At 57.6% G+C, this 20,859-nt stretch carries 18 protein-coding genes and 1 pseudogene; 12 read left to right on the top strand and 7 right to left on the bottom strand.

Features of this window, described 5'->3' with window-relative positions; all coding sequences use genetic code 11:
• Positions 1-54: 54 nt before the first annotated feature.
• Positions 55-693, bottom strand: a complete 639-nt coding sequence (gene otnC, locus ACRC4F_RS14975) for a 3-oxo-tetronate 4-phosphate decarboxylase (RefSeq protein ID WP_438660011.1) — start codon at positions 691-693, stop codon at positions 55-57.
• Positions 694-839: 146 nt separating this feature from the next.
• Between otnC and ACRC4F_RS14970 the strand changes: the two genes are divergently transcribed.
• The gene (locus ACRC4F_RS14970) at positions 840-1,865 is read left to right on the top strand and encodes a LacI family DNA-binding transcriptional regulator (RefSeq protein ID WP_438660010.1); all 1,026 of its coding nucleotides are present in this window, start codon (positions 840-842) and stop codon (positions 1,863-1,865) included.
• 35 nt (positions 1,866-1,900) lie between these two features.
• On the opposite strand, the gene ACRC4F_RS14965 is transcribed toward ACRC4F_RS14970, so the two are convergent.
• On the bottom strand, positions 1,901-2,605 hold the full coding sequence (locus ACRC4F_RS14965) for a molybdate ABC transporter substrate-binding protein (RefSeq protein ID WP_438660009.1): 705 nt from the start codon (positions 2,603-2,605) through the stop codon (positions 1,901-1,903).
• 42 nt (positions 2,606-2,647) lie between these two features.
• Positions 2,648-3,889: an alpha-hydroxy acid oxidase gene (locus ACRC4F_RS14960; protein WP_438660008.1), complete on the bottom strand. Its 1,242-nt coding sequence runs from the start codon at positions 3,887-3,889 to the stop codon at positions 2,648-2,650.
• A 339-nt stretch (positions 3,890-4,228) separates the two neighbouring features.
• On the opposite strand from ACRC4F_RS14960, the gene ACRC4F_RS14955 reads away from it, so the two are divergent.
• From ACRC4F_RS14955 to ACRC4F_RS14925, 7 genes and pseudogenes are all read left to right on the top strand, one after another.
• Positions 4,229-4,900 (top strand): aspartate/glutamate racemase family protein, encoded by a 672-nt coding sequence (locus ACRC4F_RS14955; protein ID WP_438660007.1) that lies wholly within the window; start codon positions 4,229-4,231, stop codon positions 4,898-4,900.
• Positions 4,901-4,906: 6 nt separating this feature from the next.
• On the top strand, positions 4,907-6,181 hold the full coding sequence (gene otnK / locus ACRC4F_RS14950; protein ID WP_438660006.1) for a 3-oxo-tetronate kinase: 1,275 nt from the start codon (positions 4,907-4,909) through the stop codon (positions 6,179-6,181).
• 54 nt (positions 6,182-6,235) lie between these two features.
• Positions 6,236-7,030 carry a hydroxypyruvate isomerase family protein gene (locus ACRC4F_RS14945; protein WP_438660005.1) on the top strand — a complete coding sequence of 265 codons (795 nt, stop codon included), beginning with the start codon at positions 6,236-6,238 and terminating at the stop codon, positions 7,028-7,030.
• Positions 7,031-7,151: 121 nt separating this feature from the next.
• The gene (locus ACRC4F_RS14940) at positions 7,152-7,847 is read left to right on the top strand and encodes a fumarylacetoacetate hydrolase family protein (protein WP_438660004.1); all 696 of its coding nucleotides are present in this window, start codon (positions 7,152-7,154) and stop codon (positions 7,845-7,847) included.
• A gap of 58 nt (positions 7,848-7,905) precedes the next feature.
• Positions 7,906-8,813, top strand: a pseudogene (locus tag ACRC4F_RS14935) (helix-turn-helix transcriptional regulator).
• 472 nt (positions 8,814-9,285) lie between these two features.
• Positions 9,286-10,563 (top strand): oxalate/formate MFS antiporter, encoded by a 1,278-nt coding sequence (oxlT, locus tag ACRC4F_RS14930; RefSeq protein WP_438660003.1) that lies wholly within the window; start codon positions 9,286-9,288, stop codon positions 10,561-10,563.
• Between the two features lie 16 nt (positions 10,564-10,579).
• Positions 10,580-12,169, top strand: a complete 1,590-nt coding sequence (locus ACRC4F_RS14925; RefSeq protein WP_438660002.1) for a gamma-glutamyltransferase family protein — start codon at positions 10,580-10,582, stop codon at positions 12,167-12,169.
• Between the two features lie 33 nt (positions 12,170-12,202).
• Here the strand turns inward: ACRC4F_RS14925 and ACRC4F_RS14920 are convergent, their stop codons facing one another.
• Positions 12,203-12,388, bottom strand: a complete 186-nt coding sequence (locus tag ACRC4F_RS14920) for a hypothetical protein (protein ID WP_438660001.1) — start codon at positions 12,386-12,388, stop codon at positions 12,203-12,205.
• A gap of 233 nt (positions 12,389-12,621) precedes the next feature.
• Between ACRC4F_RS14920 and ACRC4F_RS14915 the strand changes: the two genes are divergently transcribed.
• The 4 genes from ACRC4F_RS14915 to ACRC4F_RS14900 all read left to right on the top strand — a co-directional run bounded on the left by ACRC4F_RS14915 (position 12,622) and on the right by ACRC4F_RS14900 (position 17,877).
• Positions 12,622-14,199 (top strand): ABC transporter substrate-binding protein, encoded by a 1,578-nt coding sequence (locus ACRC4F_RS14915; RefSeq protein ID WP_438660000.1) that lies wholly within the window; start codon positions 12,622-12,624, stop codon positions 14,197-14,199.
• An 84-nt stretch (positions 14,200-14,283) separates the two neighbouring features.
• On the top strand, positions 14,284-15,225 hold the full coding sequence (locus ACRC4F_RS14910) for an ABC transporter permease (protein WP_438659999.1): 942 nt from the start codon (positions 14,284-14,286) through the stop codon (positions 15,223-15,225).
• A 17-nt stretch (positions 15,226-15,242) separates the two neighbouring features.
• Entirely contained in the window at positions 15,243-16,217 is a 975-nt protein-coding gene (locus ACRC4F_RS14905; protein ID WP_438659998.1) for an ABC transporter permease, read from the top strand.
• Between the two features lie 4 nt (positions 16,218-16,221).
• Positions 16,222-17,877 (top strand): dipeptide ABC transporter ATP-binding protein, encoded by a 1,656-nt coding sequence (locus ACRC4F_RS14900; protein WP_438659997.1) that lies wholly within the window; start codon positions 16,222-16,224, stop codon positions 17,875-17,877.
• A gap of 57 nt (positions 17,878-17,934) precedes the next feature.
• On the opposite strand, the gene ACRC4F_RS14895 is transcribed toward ACRC4F_RS14900, so the two are convergent.
• The 3 genes from ACRC4F_RS14895 to ACRC4F_RS14885 form a co-directional block, all read right to left on the bottom strand.
• Positions 17,935-18,948 (bottom strand): alpha/beta fold hydrolase, encoded by a 1,014-nt coding sequence (locus ACRC4F_RS14895; protein WP_438659996.1) that lies wholly within the window; start codon positions 18,946-18,948, stop codon positions 17,935-17,937.
• A gap of 53 nt (positions 18,949-19,001) precedes the next feature.
• Complete coding sequence (locus tag ACRC4F_RS14890) at positions 19,002-19,481, bottom strand: MarR family winged helix-turn-helix transcriptional regulator (protein ID WP_438659995.1); 480 nt, start codon at positions 19,479-19,481, stop codon at positions 19,002-19,004.
• A gap of 71 nt (positions 19,482-19,552) precedes the next feature.
• Positions 19,553-20,749 (bottom strand): M20 aminoacylase family protein, encoded by a 1,197-nt coding sequence (locus ACRC4F_RS14885; RefSeq protein WP_438659994.1) that lies wholly within the window; start codon positions 20,747-20,749, stop codon positions 19,553-19,555.
• Positions 20,750-20,859: the final 110 nt, after the last annotated feature.

Genomic DNA, 20,859 nt, shown 5'->3' with positions numbered 1-20,859 from the left:
GTCCATAAAAATGAAGAGGGTGACTGAATTTCACCCTCGCGGTTTCCCCCCTGATTACCAGCTGACTCCAAAAGCCTTCTCAAGCTCGGCCAGTGCTGAAGCATCGAGTGCCGGCGGTTTGGGATGACTCATAAGCCACAACCGCGCTGTTTCCTCCAGCTCCTCAAGAGCGAAGCTCGCCTTCGATACCGAGCTTTCCCAGACGACTGGCCCCAACCGCTCCAGCATCACGCCCCGCACTCGATTTGCCAGCTCAGCGACACGCTCAGCCACCTCCGGTGAACCAGGTCGCCGGTATGGAATCAGAGGAATGCGTCCAACTTTCATCACTTGGTACGGCGTGATCGGGGGCAGGATACCTTCGAGGTTGAATACTCCCGCGAGCGTCAACGCTACCAAGTGAGTGGAGTGTGTATGGACGACACCGCCTACACCCGGATTTCGATCATAGACCTGACGGTGCAGCGCAAGCGTCTTGGACGGCTTATCCCCAGATACCCATTCCCCATCGCTCGCAACCTTGGAGACTGCTGCTGGATCAAGCCGTCCCAGGCACGCATCGGTAGGTGTGATCAACCACCCATCCTCCAGCCGCGCGCTGATATTGCCGGCACTGCCCACCGTATAGCCCCGCTCGTACAGGCTCTTGCCGACGGTGCAAATCTCTTCTCGCAGCTTGCTTTCTTTGCTCATGACTACCTCAGAAAAATATAATCCGTGGACAAAAAGCCTGATTCACCATCGTCAATGATTTAGCGAATCTCAATTACAGCGTTATCGACATTGCTGATAGCGGGCAAATATGCACAATCATCACAACTAAACCCTGAGATACCTCCGTGCAGACCGATCACCTTCCAAAAGTCAGTCTGATTGATGTCGCTCGCCATGCGGGCGTATCGACAGCAACCGTATCGCGAGTGCTCAATGGCACTGCCATTGTCAGCGACGCCCGGCGCGAAGCCGTTGAGCGCGCATGCGACGAATTGGGGTTTGTCATAAACGGAGCAGCGCGCACGCTCATGACCAATCGCAGCATGACGATTGGCGCTGTTGTACCCAACCTCGCAGCCGAAACGTTTTCGCGCCCGCTCGCCGCTTTTCAGCGCCGGGTGCATGAAGCCGGTTACACACTGTTGCTCGCAGACTCCCAATTCGACATGGACATAGAGCTTCGCGAAGTGACCACTCTGCTGGAGCATGGCGTCGACGCCTTGATGGTGGTGGGGCACACCCACCATCCCAAAATGTGGGGCCGCATTGAAAGTCGCGGTATTCCCTGCGTACAAGGCTGGACCCTGGACCCAAATCGCCCAAGCGTTGGATTCGACAATGCTGCGGTCGCACGCGAAATGACCAGCCACCTCGTCGAATTCGGCCATCGCAAGATTGCGCTCATCATTGGCATGCGCCCTTCGAACGACAGGTGGACGACACGCATCGAAGCCATCCACGGCAGGCTTGCAGAAGATGGATTGGAGCTGCCTGACCACTACATGATCCAGGACGCGTTTACCCTCGAGGATGGTCGCAGGGCAATGTTTGAGTTGCTCGACCTGCCAGAGCCGCCGACGGGGATCATCTGCGGTAACGATATCCTGGCCTTTGGTGCGCAAATCGCCGCTCACTCACGAGGGGTTCGCATTCCTGAGGACGTTTCGATCATCGGTTTGAACGACTTCCACTACGCCGCCTATCTCACCCCGCCATTAACGACGATGCGCATCAACCTTGAACAGATCGGTGACCGAGCCGGCGATTACCTGTTAAGCCAATTAACGAATGAGCCACTGGGAACTCAGCCGTTGATCGAAACAAAACTGATGGTTCGAGCAAGCACCGGTCCGGCACCAGAAAACCGATAACCGCTGGCGGCCGGTCAGTTCCTGGCAAATGATGCTTAGCGTAGTTCCAGCCCTTTTTCACGGTAGGCGATCGCCGAGGCGTCACTGCGCAAGTGATCAAACAGCTCGGCCACGGCATCAGCGTTCTCACAGCCCACGAATGCCGCAGCTGAAAACGAAGTCGTGCTCTGCACGGCCTCAGGCAGCGGGCCGATGACCTCGACCCCCTCGACGACCAGCAACTCACTGATCTGTTGAATCGCCACGTCGGCGTTGCCCTCGGTGATCTGCCTGGCGGTGAAACCTTGTGGGATGGTGCTGGCCTTGGCATTGATCTGGTCAGCGATACCCAGTTGGCTGATAAGCTTCTGAAAGTAGATGCCGCTGGCACCGCCAAGCGAGTACGCGACTGAGCGGGCGTTAAGCAACGTCTGCACTAACGCTTCAACAGTAGAAATATCGTGATGCTCGGCACCGGCTCGCACTGCAACTCCGATACGGGAATCCACCAACTCGACACGACTGGCAGCATCGACAATTCCGCGCAGAACCAGCTCATCCATTGCCGGCACGGTCACAATGATCGCGTCGCCGCGTGCGCCTTTTTCGATATTGTCCATCAGCACAGTTGTGGGAGCCCAATCGATGTCCACTACTCCGCCCTTCGCCTCGTAGGCCGGCAAAATTGATGCATCAAATGGCGCACGAACGACCAGCGCGCTCATCAGTCGTACACCTGGTACCGCTTCTTGCTCGTTCATTGTTTTTACCTGTTCAACGGTTGCTCGGGATAAATGGGGCAATCAAGAGACGCGGCGAAGTAAGTCGGGATGCAACTGGTGCAGGCGACGAACACCAACCAACGCCATATCACGATCAATTTCTTCTTTGAGGATGCGCATTGCGTGCAGCACACCCTGCTCTCCTCCGATCGCCGCGGCATAGAGGAAGGAGCGCCCGAGGAAAACAAAGTCCGCACCCAGCGCCAGCGCCTTGAGAACGTCAGTACCCCGGCGTATACCGCTGTCGATCATCACTTTCATGGCGCCCTTGTGTTCGGCGATCTCAGCCAATACATCCAAAGGGGCGACGGCATAATCGAGCTGGCGACCACCGTGATTCGAGACGATGATGCCGTCGACACCAAGATCACGCGCCATACGTGCATCCTCGGCACTCAAGATGCCTTTTAAAACCAGATTGCCTTTCCAGCGCTTGCGAATGGCTTCAATGTGCGTCCAGTCGAGTTGGTCACGAGCATTGGTGTTACGCACGACGTTGTTGGACATCATGGCTGGACCGCGCTGGGCTTCGGTGTTCTCGAAATGAGGCATGCCATGTTGGATGACAGTGCGCAGCACAGTGCCGAACAACCAGTTCGGCTTCAGTGCGCTTTGCCACATGACTTTGGGCGTGACCTTGATTGGCATGCTGAAACCGCTGCGTTGCACGTGCTCACGGTTGCCGAGAACCGGAAGGTCGCCGGTTATTACCAACGTTTTGTAGCCTGCGTTTTCAACCCGATCAATCAGCGGATCAATGCGTTTAGGGTCGCCTGGGAGATAAGCCTGGAACCAGCTTTGCGAGTTACGAGCAATGACGTCCTCCAGTGAAATCAGCGACGAGGCGCTGAGAATCATCGGAACATTCATCGCTTTGGCCGCACCCGTGAGTACCAGATCTCCTCGATAGGCTACGAACGCCGCCCCCCCTAAGGGTCCAACTCCAAACGGATGCGAGAAGGTATGGCCAAACAGCGTGGTGTCCTGTTTGCGTCCAGACACATCGACGAACATCCGTGGGACGAAACGGTATTTCCGGTAGGCATCACGCGTTCCACGTAAGGCGGTTTCCGTTTCTACACCACCGCAAACATGGTGGAACACCATAGTAGGCAAATGTCGTTTTGCATGACGCTCGAAATCATCCAGCGCTAACAGATCGCGGAATCGGTGGGGAATCGTAGTCACAGGCCGCGGCACATTGACGGCGATTGGGGCATCGGATTGCACGCCTACGCTTTTTGTTGTTGTGTCTGAAGTCATACGAAATCTCGTTAAACGCGCTAGTCATGGATTGGAGCGCTAGCGTGTGCCGGCCCGTGAGTCGCATCAAAACCAACTCAAAATGAAAGCGCTTACATGCTAGGGCCGTTCCTTGATGGCCGTCAATCGCAAGACCGTCATTTTTCGTTTTTCCATCGCCAACCAGTTATCTCAAAAGAACTCAGATGCTTCCTGTTGACGTTGCTGAAAAAATGGCGTGATAATTTGTAAACGCTTACATTACACGCTACCGGTTTGTTGAAAGACGTCCGACACAGGCTTGAAAGCTCTGCATTCATGCGGATGCCGTTGCGCAATCCAATAACAAAGGACCACCCGATGCCACCTCGAATTGTTTTACTTCATGCCACTTCAGTGGCCATGCAACCTATCCAGGAAGCTTTCGCTCGAGGTTGGCCAGAAGCGGAAATCGTCAACCTGCTGGATGATGGATTGACCATTGATCGCGGTAGAGAGACAGAGCTGTCTTCACAAATGATTCAGCGTTTCGTTGATTTCGGTCGGTACGGGTATGACACGGGTGCCGCAGGCGTTTTGGTAACCTGCTCCGCATTCGGTCCCGCTATTGATCGCATGGCCAAAGTGCTACCTGTGCCGGTTCTAAAACCAAACGAAGCGATGTTTCAAGCCGCGATTGCGCAAGGTAAAAGGATCGGCATGCTGGCCACCTTCGCTCCCGCGGTCAGCACAATGACCGCGGAATTCGACGAGTACGTTTCCCGCATCGGATCGGACGCGACACTGCATACCATCGTCGTTGAAAAGGCCATCGACTTGCTGCGCAAGGGCGACGTCGAAACCCATAACAGGCTGATTGCAGAGCGTGCGCCGGAATTGGCCGATTGCGACGCAATCATGCTCGCTCACTTCTCCACCTCACGCGCCGCAGAGGCGGTTCGAGCAGTGGTTAACGTCCCGGTGCTAACAGCGCCTGATGCAGCGGTTCAGCGGATGCGGGCACTGATCGAAGTCTCACAAGCGCAGGGGTAATCAGCGATGTTATTAGGCGTAATTGCAGACGACTTCACTGGCGCCAGTGACATTGCAGTCACCTTGGCAAAGGGCCTACAGGGTCAGGGTGGCCTGAAAACCGCGCAGTTTCTTGGCGTGCCAGATCAACCGGCTCCGAAAGATATCGAAGCTGGAGTGGTAGCTTTAAAAAGCCGCTCTATCCCCGCCGCACAAGCCATTGAGCAATCTCTGGCGGCCTGCCGCTGGCTGAAGGAACAAGGCTGTCAGCAGATCCTTTTCAAATACTGTTCGACCTTCGACTCTACCCCCGCTGGCAACATCGGTCCGGTCGCGGAAGCCTTGGCAGTTGAGTTGGGTGCAGAAGCTGTTGTCGTCTGCCCATCGTTCCCTTCCATGGGCCGCACTGTGTACCAGGGCCACTTGTTCGTTAATGGCAAATTGTTAAGCGAGTCGGGCATGCAAAATCATCCGGTAACGCCGATGACCGATCCGGATATTCGCAGGGTGCTTCAAGCTCAAAGCCAGGCGCCTACCGGTTTTATTGCCTGGCAGGTGGTACGCCAGGGAAGTGATGCGCTCGAAGCTGCGTTTGACGCCTCGCGCAAAAAGGGAGAACGGCTGACGGTGGTCGATGCCATCGAAGACGAGGACTTGGTGGTTATCGGCAAGGCGTGTCGTTCTACGCCCCTGCTCACCGGCGGATCAGGTATCGCCCGGGGACTCCCACGCAACTTCATCGATCAAGGCTTGGCCGCGGGCGTCGAGCTGGGTGATGTTCAGGTCAAAGGAGGCGAAGCTATTTTGGTCGGTAGTTGCTCCGGGGCGACACTCGGGCAGATCGTACAGCATGGGCTGGATCATCCAATGTTGATGATCACCGTAAAAGATGTTCTGGAGGGCAGCATCAACCCTATTCATCTGGTCAGTTTCGTCCTCGAACACCTTGGGCAATCGCCGCTGGTTTACTCCTCCGGCGAGCCCGAAGAGGTCAAGGTCATCCAGCAGAAATATGGCCAGGAAATCGTTTCTGCTGCATTGGATGAGCTATTTGGAGAAACCGCTCGGCTGCTCGTCCAGTACGGCGTGCGCCGGATTGTAGTCGGTGGCGGAGAAACGTCGGGCGCTGTCGTGAGTGCATTAAAACTAGGGGCTCTGACGATCGGGGCCGAGATCGATATCGGTGTGCCTGCCCTCCTTTCCAGCGGCAGCGATCCTGTCGCCCTGGCACTCAAATCTGGCAATTTCGGCTCGAAAGATTTCTTCGCCAAAGCGGTGAAACAGCTTGGGGGAAATGCCTGACGAACGTCAGTTTCTCGCACGTCCTATCCGTCTCGTCCCACCTGAGGTACCGACATGACCCAGAATAGTAAGACGCGGTTTTGCGCAAATCTGAAGTGGCTGTTCACGGAGCAACCGTTTCTGGAACGGTTTGCAGCCGCTTCCAAGGCTGGCTTCGAGGCAGTGGAATACGCTTCACCGTACGAATACTCGGCAACTGAGTTGCGCTCACGTCTGAATGACAATGGCCTGAAACAGGTGTTGATCAATACTCCTGTGGGTGCCCCTGCCAGCGCTACTGCTTCTGGCTCTGCCTGCCTGAAAGGATACGAAGAGCAAAGTCGTACAGACCTCAAGCGTGCCTTCGAATACGCCAGCGAATTGGATTGCCCACTGGTACACCTGATGGCCGGCATCCTGCCTAACGGAGAAGACCGGGACGATGCTTTCAAGCGGTATGTAGACCACGTCGCCTGGGCCGCTGAGCTGGCTAGTGATGCCAAGATCAAGCTGGTATTGGAAGCCCTCAATCAGCGCGATGTTCCTGGCTTCATCGTCCAGACCCAGGAGCAATCCGCATCAGTTGTGCAGACGGTGGGCAGCGAGCATGTCGGACTGTTATTCGACATCTACCACTGCCAGGTCAGCCAAGGTGACATTGCTACCCGCCTCAAAACGCTGATGCCATTGATTGTCCACGTTCAGGTCGCGGACCCGCCTCTGCGCTCCGAACCTGGCTTGGGCGAGATCAACTGGGATTACGTCTTCAAACAGTTGCTGGAACTTGGATATGACGGCTGGATCGGTTGCGAATACCGACCGCTCAATGGAACCGAAGCTGGCCTCGGCTGGCGTACGCGTTTCGTCTGACCAATACCTCCACAGAAAGGGTCGTTATCAACGTGAGGTGCAAAATGTGCGTATCAAAGTCCAACTTTTCGTCAGTGCTCCTTGTCAGACTCAGACTTGCTCTCATACAGAGGAAGAGACGATGACCCAGTATGTATTTACCCTAGGCGAAACCCCTTCACTCGCCGTCCAGGGTAACGAATCCCGCTTTCCGATCCGCCGCGTTTTTTGTGTGGGTCGCAACTACAGTGAACACGCCCGGGAAATGGGACACGACCCCGATCGTGAGCCTCCGTTTTTTTTCATGAAGCCCGCTGATGCTGTGGTTGCTGCCCAAGGAACCATCGCCTATCCGCCGTTGACTGCAGACTTGCATCATGAGGTTGAACTGGTGGTAGCCATCGGCAAGGATGGCGCAGACATTTCTCCTGAGGCTGCACTCGATTACGTCTGGGGATATGGCGTTGGTGTCGATCTGACCCGTCGGGATATTCAAGCTCAGGCGAAAAAGATGGGGCGTCCTTGGGAATGGGCCAAGGCTTTCGACCAGTCGGCACCGTGCACCGCTTTACAACCGGTGAGCACAGTTGGCCACCCTGCCAAAGGGCAGGTATGGCTCAAGGTAAATGGCGAGCAGCGACAAGTTGGCGATCTCGCGGATCAAATCTGGGCAGTCAGTGATGTGATCAGTTATGCGTCAAAATCCGTAGCGCTCAAGGCTGGCGATCTCATCTTCACCGGAACGCCGGCAGGCGTAGGAGCGTTGCAGCTGGGGGATGTTGTCAACGCCGGTATCGAAGGTATCGGTGAACTGAGTTTCACCGTCGGTAAACGTTGAACTTGGCGTGCCGGTCGTTGCTGATTAAAGTGCGGCATATGCATTGAGAGAAGCGCATATGCCTTCAAGCACACGCGTACTGACGTACGGGATGCAGCAACGCAGCGATCGGCACGACTTTTACATCCGTGACAAGCGGGGACGCGCCGCACTGACCAGCCCGCATCGGCACGAGTATTTCCAGATTCAGATCAATCTGGGTGGTGACACCGTGCAACATATCGGCGGAGCTGTACGCCCCTTTCCCAGAAAAGCGATGGCTTTCATTCTCCCGCATCGTCTCCACCTGATACCTCACCCTGACGACGGCGATTTCATTCTCATCAACTTCAGCCAGGAGTTTTTCCTGCCTCAGTTGAAGTGTGATCCATTGGATTTGAAGACATACCCATTGGGCATGCTCCCGAGCTTTCGCCGTTTCGATTTCAGGAACATATAGATTTCATACTTGAGGATAGCGCATTCGATGAGGTGAGGACCTTGTTGGATCGCATGCGAGCATTAGATCAAAACAGAGAGTTTGGAGTACGCGAAAGACTCAAAGGTTATCTATTCCAGATCGTTGGCCTGGTGTGCCAACACTTTTCCGAGCCACTAAAAGCCCTAGGTGCCAGCAATGCTACCCATCAAGGTCGAAAGGACGCTCTTGCCCGAGTGCGCACTTACATCCGTAACCATATACACGATCCATCGCTTGGTTTGAAGGAGGCGGCGGCAGCGGCCTTTCTATCTCCAAACTACCTCACACATTTATTGCGCAAGGAAACCGGGAAACCATTTTCACAACTCGTTCTCGACCGACGGATGCAGTTGGCTCGGACGCTGCTACTTAATAGCCAACTGCCTATAGGCCAAGTAGCGCACGGTTGTGGGTTCGTCGATGAAGCTTATTTTTCGCGTTGTTTCCGCAAGGAGCACGGTCTCCCACCCGGAAAATTTCGCCGCGCTCATCAGACTCCCGACTGAGGGAGAATAGATATCCAAGAAGCATGCATATTCCTGGTGCACGCTTCAGAATCGCTTTTCTGTGGCATTCGAGTATATCTTGCGTACAGCGCCCTACTCCCCTTACACACTATCAAAAAAGTACCAAAATGGTGCAAGACAGAACACATCGCACCACAAGTTCGCCTGAAGAAATCCACAGAAAATTACATTTTTTCCTATTGTCCGTTTAGCGATATATGACGACCTCCTAGCGATAGACGTCCATTATATTGTCGTGCAACTCTAAGCTCGTTAATACATTATTTTATTAATCATATAGCTCGACAACCTATTTTTTCGGACTTACTGGGAAAAGGATAAACTGTACCTGCTTATAACTAAACACCGAGATTGCTTAGCAATTTCCTTATACATCGCAACAAATCTTAATTTCTGGCACGCCGCTTGCTCTCTATCATCGTGATATTAACGTAGTTGCGAGCACCCCCTAATGAACAGAGAACAATATTTAATAGAAAGCGCCCAGGTTAAGTCATTGAGCGCACGCGGTTATCAACTCGCCATTGGCGTTATTTGTATGATGGCGATTTCCAGTCCGCAATATGTATGGACGCTTTTCACCGCCCCACTCACTGCGAAACTGGGTGTTTCGCTGGCACAGGTTCAAATAACCTTTTCATTATTGATTATCCTGCAAACCTTCTTTTCGCCTGTGCAAGGTTACTTGGTCGATCGCTTTGGCATTCGCTCGCTAGTGGGCGTTGGCTGTGCGCTGTCCGGCCTCAGTTGGGTGCTGGCCAGCCAAGCCTCGTCACTGAGTATGCTTTACCTGAGCTACGGAGTGGTCGGCGGCCTGGGTACCGGGATCGTTTATGTCGGGATCGTCGGCCTGATGGTGCGCTGGTTCCCGGATCGCCGCGGCCTTGCCGCCGGCGCAGTGGCTGCCGGGTATGGTATGGGAGCGATGATCACCACCTTCCCTATCAGCAACAGTCTGCAAAATGTCGGTATGGAAACCACCATGCTGACCTTCGGCCTGGCGCTGGGCATTGTGGGGCTCGTGGCATCGCGCTTTCTGCGCCAGCCTCCGACATCGCAGAGCATGGATTCGCTGCCCGAAATGAAACAAACCGTGGTCGATGTGCCGCCTCGTAAAGTGCTGAAGACACCCGTGTTCTGGCTGATGTTCGCCATGTTCACCATGATGTCGACGTCAGGGCTGATGGTCACTTCGCAAATGGCCAGTTTCGCCAAGGACTTCGGAATGACCACCGTGATGGTGATGGGCATGGCCGCGTTGCCACTGGCTTTGACCATCGACCGCGTCTGCAATGGCCTGACACGCCCGCTGTTCGGCTGGATCTCCGATCGCTATGGCCGCGAAAACACCATGGCTTTCGCGTTTCTTTTCGAAGGTATCGCCATGACCTTGTGGCTGCTGACCAGCGATAACCCGGTGCTGTTCGTCCTGCTCTCTGGCGTCGTATTCCTGGGTTGGGGCGAAATATTTTCACTGTTCCCTTCGACGCTGACCGACACCTTCGGCACTCGTCACGCCACCACCAACTATGGGTTCCTGTACATGGCGCAAGGGATCGGTTCGATTTTTGGTGGCCCGGTCGCGGCGCTGCTGCACCAAAGTACCGATAGCTGGTACCCGGTGTTCGCCGTCGCCATCAGTTTCGACATCATTACCGCCCTACTCGCCTTTTTCGTGCTCAAACGCATGCGCGCCAATTGGATCGCCAAGCACTCGCTGAAGTCTTGATAACAAGGAAAATCGTATGTTGAACACTACACTTGCAGCACGCGGCATTGCCGTAGCCCCCCATAGTCTGGCGGCACAATCAGCCCTGGCAGTGCTGCGCGAAGGCGGCAACGCCATCGAAGCCATGGTCGCAGCGGCTGCCACGATCGCCGTGGTGTACCCGCACATGAACAGCCTGGGCGGCGACGGTTTCTGGCTGATCGTGCCAGCGCAAGGCGCGCCACTCGCTATCGACGCCAGTGGTCCGGCGGGTAGCCTGGCGAACCTCGCCCGCTACGACGGCATGAGCAAGATCCCGACACGCGGTGCCGACGCAGCACTCACCGTCGCGGGCACCGTTGGTGGCTGGCAGGAAGCGCTGGCCATAGCGGCTGAGTTGGGTGGACAAACCCCATTGCCGCGCCTGCTGGAGGATGCCATCCACTACGCCAGCGCCGGGATCCCCACCACCCCGTCGCAGCACCTGGCCACTTCCAGCAAACAAGCCGAACTGCAAAGCATCCCGGGGTTCGCCGAAACGTTTCTTCACAATGGTGCTGCGCCTGAAGCAGGCAGCCTGTTCAAACAGCCGCGCCTGGCAGTCACCTTGCGCACACTCGCCGAAACAGGCCTGGACAGCTTCTACCGAGGTACGCTGGGCGACTCCATCGCCCGTGACCTGAACGCAGTGGGTTCACCGGTCACCCGCGAGGACCTGGCCAACTACCGAGCCAAGCGAGTGCTCCCCCTGGAGTTGGCTCACAGCGCCGGCACCGTTTACAACCTGACACCGCCCAGCCAAGGGCTGGTATCGCAATTGATCCTGGGCATTGCCGATCATGCTGGTCTGAATGACTTCTCTGCGGACGGGGCCGACCATATTCATACCCTGGTCGAAGCCACCAAATTGGCATTTGCTGTACGCGACGCTCATATCACCGACCCTGACCACATGACGATCAACCCGCAAAGCTGCCTCAGTCCAGCCTACCTGCAAGCATTCGCGGCACAAATCAACCCGCAGAAAGCCGCGCCCTGGGGCGAAGGCAAAGGCCCCGGCGATACCATCTGGATGGGTGTGATCGATAACGACGGGCTGGCAGTGTCGTTCATTCAAAGCATCTATCACGAGTTCGGCAGCGGCGTCGTGCTGCCGGAGTCGGGCCTGAACTGGCAGAACCGCGGTGCCTCGTTCAGCCTGGATCCGGACCACCTCTTGAGCCTGAAACCGGGAAAGAAACCTTTCCATACCCTCAATCCTGCAGCGGCACGCCTGAAGGATGGACGCACCCTGGTTTACGGCACCATGGGCGGTGATGGCCAACCGCAGACGCAGGCCGCCGTGTTCAGTCGCTACGCCGTATTCGGTCAGCCGTTGCAGCAAGCCGTGACGGCGCCGCGCTGGCTGCTGGGGCGCACTTGGGGTGAAAGTTCCGACACGTTGAAAATGGAGTCACGCTTCGACGACAAGGTACTGAATGTACTCAGGGCCCGAGGGCATGAAATTGAAGTATTGAGCCCGTTCTCCGAAACCATGGGCCACGCGGGTGCGGCGGTTCGGCTGGTTAACGGATCATTCGAAGGTGCATTTGACCCGAGGGGAAATGGAGCTGCTGCCGGGTACTGACGACTGGATGGCGGACTCGCTCAAGGCTGCGACTCATGCAATCACCTTCAGCCAGTCCGCCCTACCTTTTTGGGCATCGTCTTTCATCAACTCATTGATCGCCACATCGACCAGATCGCTGCGAAGCACAAAGGTACTTATTCGGAATCCAAACGTCTGGAAGCTTTCAAGCGACATCCCCTGGCGATGCCCATCGTCGTCACACCCATCTTCCGCCATGCACCATTTTCGCGCTTGCCTGCCCGTTTTTGGTCTATGACGCCCTGATCATTGACGTTATTACTGCGTGAGACAGCGCCCTGTAGCCCATGCGCATGGGCTACACACGTTGGCACGCTTCATGCCTCGATTAATAAGCAAGTATCAATAGTTGCAAGTTGCAAATAAAAAGCATCATCGGATAGCGCAAGGCTCGAATCATTTTTTCTGACATTTTTACGAGGTGGAGCATGATGAAGCGATGGTTGAAAATGTGTGTAGCGGGAGCACTGGTGGCGAGCGCTGCAACGATGGTGTACGCGCAAGATGACTCCAAGGTGTTGCGCATCGTGCCCCAAGCGGACCTGAAGATCCTTGACCCGATTTGGACCACGTCGTTCATCACGCGCAACCACGGTTATATGGTCTATGACACATTGTTCGGCGTGGACGCCGAGGGCTCGATGCAACCGGAGATGGTCGACAGTTACACGACCTCGCCGGACGCCAAAACCTGGACGTTCACGCTGCGCAAGGACCTGGCTTTCAGCGACGGCAAGCCGGTTACCTCGGCGGACGTCATCGCGTCGATCACGCGCTGGGGCAAGCGCGACGTGTTCGGGCAGAAATTGCTCGCGGCAATGGCCTCCTTCGACGCAGTCGATGCCAAGACTTTCCGCATCACTTTGAACCAAGCGTTCCCGATGATCCTCGAGGCGCTCGGCAAACCGTCCGGCAGTGCCGCATTCATCATGCCCAAGCAAGTCGCCGATACCCCGCCTGACCAGCAGATCACCGACTACACCGGCTCCGGCCCCTTCATCCTCAAGCTTGACGAGTATCGCCCGGGCGCGAAGATCGTCTACCTCAAGAACCCAAACTATGTGCCGCGCAATGAACCGGCTTCGGGCACGGCCGGCGGCAAGCATGTCTATGTCGAACGGGTCGAATGGCTCGTCCTCAAGGACGCCCAGACCCAGGCCAATGCGATTGCGAACGGCGAAGTGGACATGATCGAGTGGATGCCCGCCGAGCAGTACGCGGCGTTCAAAAACAATCCCAAGCTGGAGCTGGTAAAACCGACTCCCGCCGCGCTGGTCGACTTACACCTGAATCATCTGGTGGCGCCATTCAACAACCCGAAGATCGCCCGGGCCGCCATCATGGCGATCAACCAGGAAGCGCTGATGCGGGCTCAATTGGTCAACAAGGACCTGTACCGCGGCTGCACCTCGATTTACCCCTGCGATTCGGCGCTGGCGTCGAGCGAAACGGCCTACTTCACCGGAAAACCTCAGTTCGCGGCAGCCCAGGCGTTGCTCAAGGAAGCAGGCTATGACGGCAAGCCGGTGGTGCTGCTGTATCCGGCCGACTTCGCCGTGCTCAACAAATTCCCACCCGTCATGGCGCAACTGCTGAAGCAGGCCGGCTTCAATGTCGACATGCAGGCGATGGACTGGAACACGCTCGTAACACGCCGCACCAGCAAGGCGCCGGCCGACCAGGGTGGCTGGAATCTGTTCATGACCGGGTGGGTACCCGGCGACACGATGAACCCGATGTATTTTGCTCCGCTGACAGGCAATGGCGAGAAGGGCTGGTTCGGTTGGCCGACTGACAACGAGCTGGAACGACTGAAGGGCGAATTCATGGTCGCCACCGATGCGGCGCAGCGCAAGACAATCGCTGCGGCGATCCAGCAGGAAACGTTCGAGAGCGCACTCTTCGCGCCGCTGGGGAATTTCGATTTGTATTCGGTGATCCGCAAGGGCGTGGTCAGCGGCGTCGTGAAGGCCCCAGTCAACGTGTTCTGGAACATCCAGAAAATTTAAGCGCGACCTTGGTGGCGGCGGGCCGTCGCCACCTTGCGGGGTAAAGCCCCCGTCATTTGCCATTCGGCCTGGGAGCAAAACGAAATGCTTTTTTTTCTTCTACGGCGCGTGCTGTCGACGCTGCCGGTCCTGGTCATTGTCGGTCTCATCGTGTTCATGATTCTGCGCCTGACGCCGGGCGATCCGGCTGCGGCCCTGGTCGGCGATAACGGCACCAGCGCGGACATCGCCCTGGTCCGCGCTAACCTCGGGCTGGACCGGCCGCTGCCGGTGCAGTTCTTCAACTGGAGCAGCCAGATCCTGCAAGGCAATCTGGGCGAGTCGTATTACATGAAGCAGCCGGTGACCAGCCTGATCGCGCATCGCATCGAGCCTACCCTGGCCTTATCCGCACTGACGCTGGTGCTCACGCTGCTGCTCGCGGTACCGCTCGGCGTGATTGCAGCCTGGCGCCACGGCGGCTGGCTGGACCGGATGCTGATGGGCTTTTCGGTCATGGGGTTTTCGGTACCTTCGTTCGTGGTCGGCTACATCCTCATCTGGGCGGTCGCCTTGCATGCGCAACTGCTTCCGGTGCAGGGATATGCCTACTTGAGCGACGGCTTCGGTCCCTGGCTGGCGCACCTTATCCTGCCTGCGATCACGCTATCGATCGTCTATCTCGCACTGATTGCCCGCGTCACGCGCGCAGCCGTCGCCGAAGCGCTGACAGAAGACTACATCCGCACCGCCCGCGCCAAAGGTATATCCGAGATGCGCGTGCTGATCCGCCATGCCCTGGCCAATGCCGCCGTACCAATCGTCACAGTGATCGGCATTGGCGTCGGCTTGCTGATTGGTGGCGTGGTGGTCACTGAAACCGTGTACGCCATCCCGGGACTCGGGCAATTGACGGTTGATGCCGTTCTGGCGCGCGACTTCCCGCTGATCCAAGGCATCACGCTGCTCTTTTCCGTTGTGTACGTGCTGATCAACCTGCTGGTCGACCTGAGCTACCTGCTGCTCGACCCGCGCATCCGTTATTGAGCGGGGACCCTATGGACATGACCGAGAATCACGCCAAGCATCACAACCTGATGGCCATTGCCGCGCCGAGCACTATCCTGGCTAATCTGGAGGCAGTGCCGATCACACGCTCGCGCACACCGCTGTGGCGCCTCGTCCTGCGCAACTGGTCGGTGCGGCTGGGAGGCAGCGCGCTGCTGCTGCTTGTGCTGGCGGCGCTCGCCGCGCCGTTGCTGGGCACGATTGACCCGACCGCGATGGACCCATCGAGCGCCAACCTCCTGCCCGGCGTGCAAGCCGAATTCACCGACCTGTCCGGCGCGACATTGCAACACTTCTTCCTGATGGGTACCGACAGCCTGGGACGGGATACCTGGAGCCGGGTCGTCTATGGCGCGCGCGTGTCGCTGTCGGTCGGAATCTCGGTGGCGCTGCTGGCACTCGCCTGCGGCGGCCTGGTCGGCGTGGCGGCCGGGTATTTCCGTCGCCTCGACGACATCGTCATGCGCACGATGGACAGCGTGATGGCAATTCCCAGCATCCTGTTCGCGATCACGCTGATGGCGTTGTGGCGGCCGACCCTGATCACGGTGATCGTCGCCATTACCATTCCCGAAATTCCGCGCGTCGCGCGCCTGGTGCGCTCGATTGTGCTGACCATCCGCGAGGAGCCTTACGTCGAGGCTGCCATCTCGCTAGCCACGCCGACCCTCAAGATTCTGTGGCGCCACATCCTGCCAAATGCGATCGCGCCGCTGATCGTACAGGGCACTTATGTATGCGCATCCGCAATCTTGGTGGAAGCAATCCTGTCGTTTCTAGGCGTGGGCCTGCCACCGGACATTCCGACGTGGGGGAACGTAATGGCCGATGGGCGCATGCAATTCAACCAGTATCCGCACACCGTGCTGTTCCCAGGTATTTTCCTGGCACTGACGGTACTGGCGGTCAACATTATGGGCGACGGTTTGCGCGATACGCTCGATCCGAAATTCAACAAGCGAGGAAGCTGAGGCCATGCGCGATACGAATGTAAACACGGACATACCCTCCTCCGCTTACGCCGCGACCGTCCTCGCCGTCAAGCAGCTGACGATTGCGCTGCCGGCCGGTGCCGACCGTTCGCATGCGGTGCACAACATCTCACTAGAAGTCCGACAGGGCGAAATCGTATGCCTGCTGGGCGAGTCCGGCTCGGGCAAATCGGTGATCGCGCAGGCGGTGATGGGGCTGTTACCGGCGACGCTGAAGACGCTGAACGGCGATATCGAACTGCTGGGCGAAAGCGTGCTGACGGCAAGCCCGATGCGTATCCGCCAGATGCGCGGAGAAATGATGGCCATGGTGTTTCAGGAGCCGATGACGGCCCTGAACCCGATCATGACGTGCGGCGCCCAAGTCGACGAAATGCTGGCCCAGCACAGCCACAGTCGCGCCAGCGAGCGGCGCCGGCGCATCCTCGAAATCTTTGAACACGTTCAATTACCGGAACCGGAACGTATCTACGCGTCCTACCCGCATCAGTTGTCAGGCGGCCAGCGTCAACGCATCGTGATTGCGATGGCGCTGATCCTGAAACCGGCGTTGCTGATCTGCGACGAGCCCACCACGGCGCTCGACGTCACGACTCAGGCCGAGATCCTCAAGCTGATCCGTGAGCTGCAGACCGAAAGCGGCACCGCCGTGCTGTTCATCACCCACGATTTCGGCGTCGTCGCCGAAATCGCCGACCGGGTCGTCGTGCTGCGGCTGGGCGACATGATCGAGCAGGGCCCCAAGATGCAGGTACTGCAGCAGCCGCGCGAACCCTATACCCGCATGTTGCTGGGTGCCGTCCCCGGACTGGTGCCGCGCGCCCGACCGCCGGTGCAGAAAGCCTATCCGCTGCTCGAAGCGCGCGCGATCGGCAAGACGTATTTGACGGGTTCCTGGCCAGGCCGCAAGCGTGAGGTAAAAGCGGCCAGCGACGTGTCACTGACAGTGTTGCCGGGCGAAACGGTGGGCATCGTGGGCGAGTCCGGTTCCGGAAAGTCGACGGTCGCGCGCTGCATTGCGCGGCTGATAGAGCCGACCACCGGCGATATCTTCGCCGATGGTCGATCGGTGGCCAAAGCGCGCGGCCGTGACCTGTATCCGTTCCGGCGCAGCGTGCAAGTGGTGTTCCAGGATCCTTACCGCTCGCTCAATCCGCGCCAGACGGTGGGCGACTCGATCATCGAAGGACCGCTCAATTTCGGCGTGCCTTACGCCCAGGCGTGGCAACGCGCGGAAGAATTGATGACGCTGGTACGCCTGAAACCCGATGCGCTGCACCGCTACCCCAGCGAATTTTCGGGCGGTCAGCGGCAACGGATCTCGATCGCACGGGCGCTGGCGTGCGAGCCGCAAGTGTTGATCGCCGACGAGGCTGTGTCCGCCCTCGATGTCTCGGTCCAGGCGCAAATCCTCGAACTGCTTGACGACATCCAGCGCCGGTTGCGGATCGGCATCCTGTTCATCACGCACGATCTGCGGGTGGCCAGCCAGATCTGCGACCGGGTCATAGTGATGCGGCGCGGCGAGATCGTCGAGGAAGGCTTGATCGAGGATGTATTCCTGGCGCCGCGTCATGAATACACGCAGGCGTTGTTGGCGGCGGCACCGGGGCGCGGCTTTTCATTCGGCACGGCGTAACAAAGTGGGGGCAGCGCATGCGCTGCCCCCTACGCCGATGCGCGGCGCTAACCTGCGTCAGTCTTGAAGCAACCGGCTGATTGCCGTGGAAATAAACGCGGCGTCTTCCACATTGGCAGTCGGCAGGCCGGCGCGGTGGCCCCAGATCGATTGAATTGGCAGCAGTGTGGCATTGGGCATTTGTTCCACTTCGAGGCGATTGTCTTCCACCTGGAAATACAGGTCGGTTGTGCCCGGCATGATCAAAGCCTTTGCGGTAATCGCTTTCAGCGCCCCATGGAAATCGCCGTTATAAACGGAGTTGGCAGCAATGTTCGCGTGCTGCCAGGCCCACAGCTGCGACAGCAGGTTGTTGGCGTCGCGTCTCAGGAAATTCGCTTCCCACGACATCACCAGAAAATCCTCGAGCGAGGAGAAACCGGCCTGGCGCCACACTTCCTCGCGATAAAACGTTTGCGACATCGCCATGGCGGCATAATTGCGGCCCATGGCACGCAGACCGCGCTCGGGACGCTGGACGAAGGTACCGTTTTGAAAAGCGGGATCGGTCGTCAGGGTGGCGCGCACCCCTTCGATGAAGACTTGATTATGCGGCGAGGCTTTTGCCGCGCCGCACAGCACGACGAGCCGCTGGACCATGGCTGGATACAGCGCTGCCCAGTGATAAGCCTGCACGCCACCCATCGACCAGCCGCACGCCATGTGCAAGACCTCGATGCCAAAGTGTTGCGTCAGCATCTGGTGTTGAACCCTGACGCTGTCGGTGATCGTGAAATTCGGCCAGCGGCTTCCGTTAAAGGGCTCGCTGGCATTGCTGGGTGAGGACGACAGACCATTGCCAAACAGGTTCGGGATTATCACGAAGTACTTGTCGGTATCCAGCGCCTTGCCGGGACCGACCATCCACTCGATGTCATAGTGATGCGCGGCAAAAGAAGTCATGTAGAGAATGACATTCGATTTGGCGGCATTCAATTTTCCGTAAGTCTGATAGGCGAGCTTGGCATCCCTGAATGTGATGCCAGACTGCAAAACGACGTTCCCTGCATTGAAGACAAAATGGTCATTCATAACGGGCTCTCGGTGGAAAGTGATATGTGCGGTGTAAAGACTTGGCGCTACATTCAATTCGTGCGCGCGGTCGGCGGACGCGTCCAGGCGCCACCCTCCTCGACATGTTCGGTCAGCTTGCGGATGCAGCGAAACAGCACCTCCTTCTCGTCCGGCGACAGCACCGACATCAACTGCTGGTCGAATTCCTTGCCGATCCTGTCGCTCTTCCGGACGATGGCCTGGCCTTCTTTTGTCACGTGCAGGTGGGTGACCCGCGCATCTACGGTGCCGGTTGCGCGCGTCAACAAGCCACGCTTGGCCAGCGCGGTGACCAGCTTCGAGACCAACGTCTGTTCAAGATACGTCAGCGCGATCAGTGGACCGAGGGAGATGCCCGGCTGCATGTCGACAAAACGCAGCACGCGAAGCTCACGCAGGGTTACGCCGCATTCGGCTTCATAGAGGTCCGACGCGACGCCCTTCGCCATTTCGCTCAAGACATCAAGGTGAAAGTTTAAATGTTCCAGCCTTGGATATAGCGCCTTTGGCATGCTGCTCTCCTATTCAACCCTGTTGAGTTATCTGTAAATTTCAACAATTGAAATTCCGCCCGATCAGGCTTTTATTCTGCCTTGCCGAGCCACGTCTCGACCAGCCGAACCCAATAGGTCGCCCCTATCGGCAGCAGCTCGTCATTGAAGTCGTAACTGGGATTATGCAAATTGCAGGTCCCTAAACCATGTCCTGCATCGCGATGCGTGCCGTCGCCGTTGCCGATGAATACATAGCAACCCGGTTTAGCCTGCAGCATAAATGCGAAGTCTTCCGAGCCCATGGTGGGCTCAGCTTGCGGGTCGACGTTGTCCATGCCCACGATGGATTGCATCACTTCGACCGCCAGCGCCGTTTCTTTCGGGTGGTTCACCAGTGCTGGATAATTGCGCGTGAACCTGAATTCGATCTGCGCGTCGAACGCGGCGGCCGTATGCTCGGCGATCTCTTTCATGCGCCGTTCAATCAAGTCCAGCACCTCGACGGTGAAGGTACGCACCGTTCCAAGCAGGCTCGCCTCGTCGGGAATCACATTGGTCGCGCTACCCGCGTGGATTTGCGTGACCGACAACACGGCGGAATCGATCGGGCTCACGTTGCGCGAAACGATAGTCTGCCAGCTCTGTGCTATTTGCACGGCGACCATGACCGGGTCGATGCTTTTGTGCGGTTGCGCGGCATGCGCGCCCTTCCCTTTGACAATCACTTCAAAGTGACTACCTGATGCCATGGTCGGCCCGGTTCTCACGCCAAAGGTGCCGGCCGGATGTCCGGGCCAATTGTGCATGCCGAATACCGCTTCCATCGGGCACGTGGTAAACAGCCCGTCGTCCATCATCCGCTTGGCGCCGGCACCGACCTCTTCCGCCGGCTGGAAAATGACATACACCGTGCCGTCGAAATTGCCGTGCTGCGACAGGTAATGCGCGGCGCCCAGCAGCATCGTTGTGTGTCCGTCATGACCGCATGAGTGCATCTTGCCGTCATGCCGGGATGCGTGGGCGAACGTATTGAGCTCTTGCATCGGCAGTGCATCCATATCGGCGCGCAAGCCGATTGCACGGGGGCTGTCGCCGTTCTTGATGACACCGACCACGCCGGTTCCGCCCATGCCGCGCAATACCGGAATTCCCCATTGCGTCAGCTTCTGCGCCACCAGGTCCGAGGTGCGTTGCTCTTCATAGCCGAGTTCGGGATGGGCATGAATGTCCCGACGGATTTGCCGGAGTTCGGAATGGAACTGAGTAATCGAATCAATCAACTTCAAGATAGCTTCCTCATTGTCCGAAAACGGCCCCACATCAGTGCGAGGCCCGTTATTGCGCAAGCCTGAAAATGTTGCGACCGCTACGCGGTCCGCGCTGTCTGCGGCAGCAG

It is taken from the genome of Pseudomonas sp., from assembly GCF_051660785.1.
GTDB lineage: Bacteria > Pseudomonadota > Gammaproteobacteria > Pseudomonadales > Pseudomonadaceae > Aquipseudomonas.
Note: the sequence above shows the minus strand (reverse complement) of the source record. Positions and strands in the feature narration are given on the sequence as shown.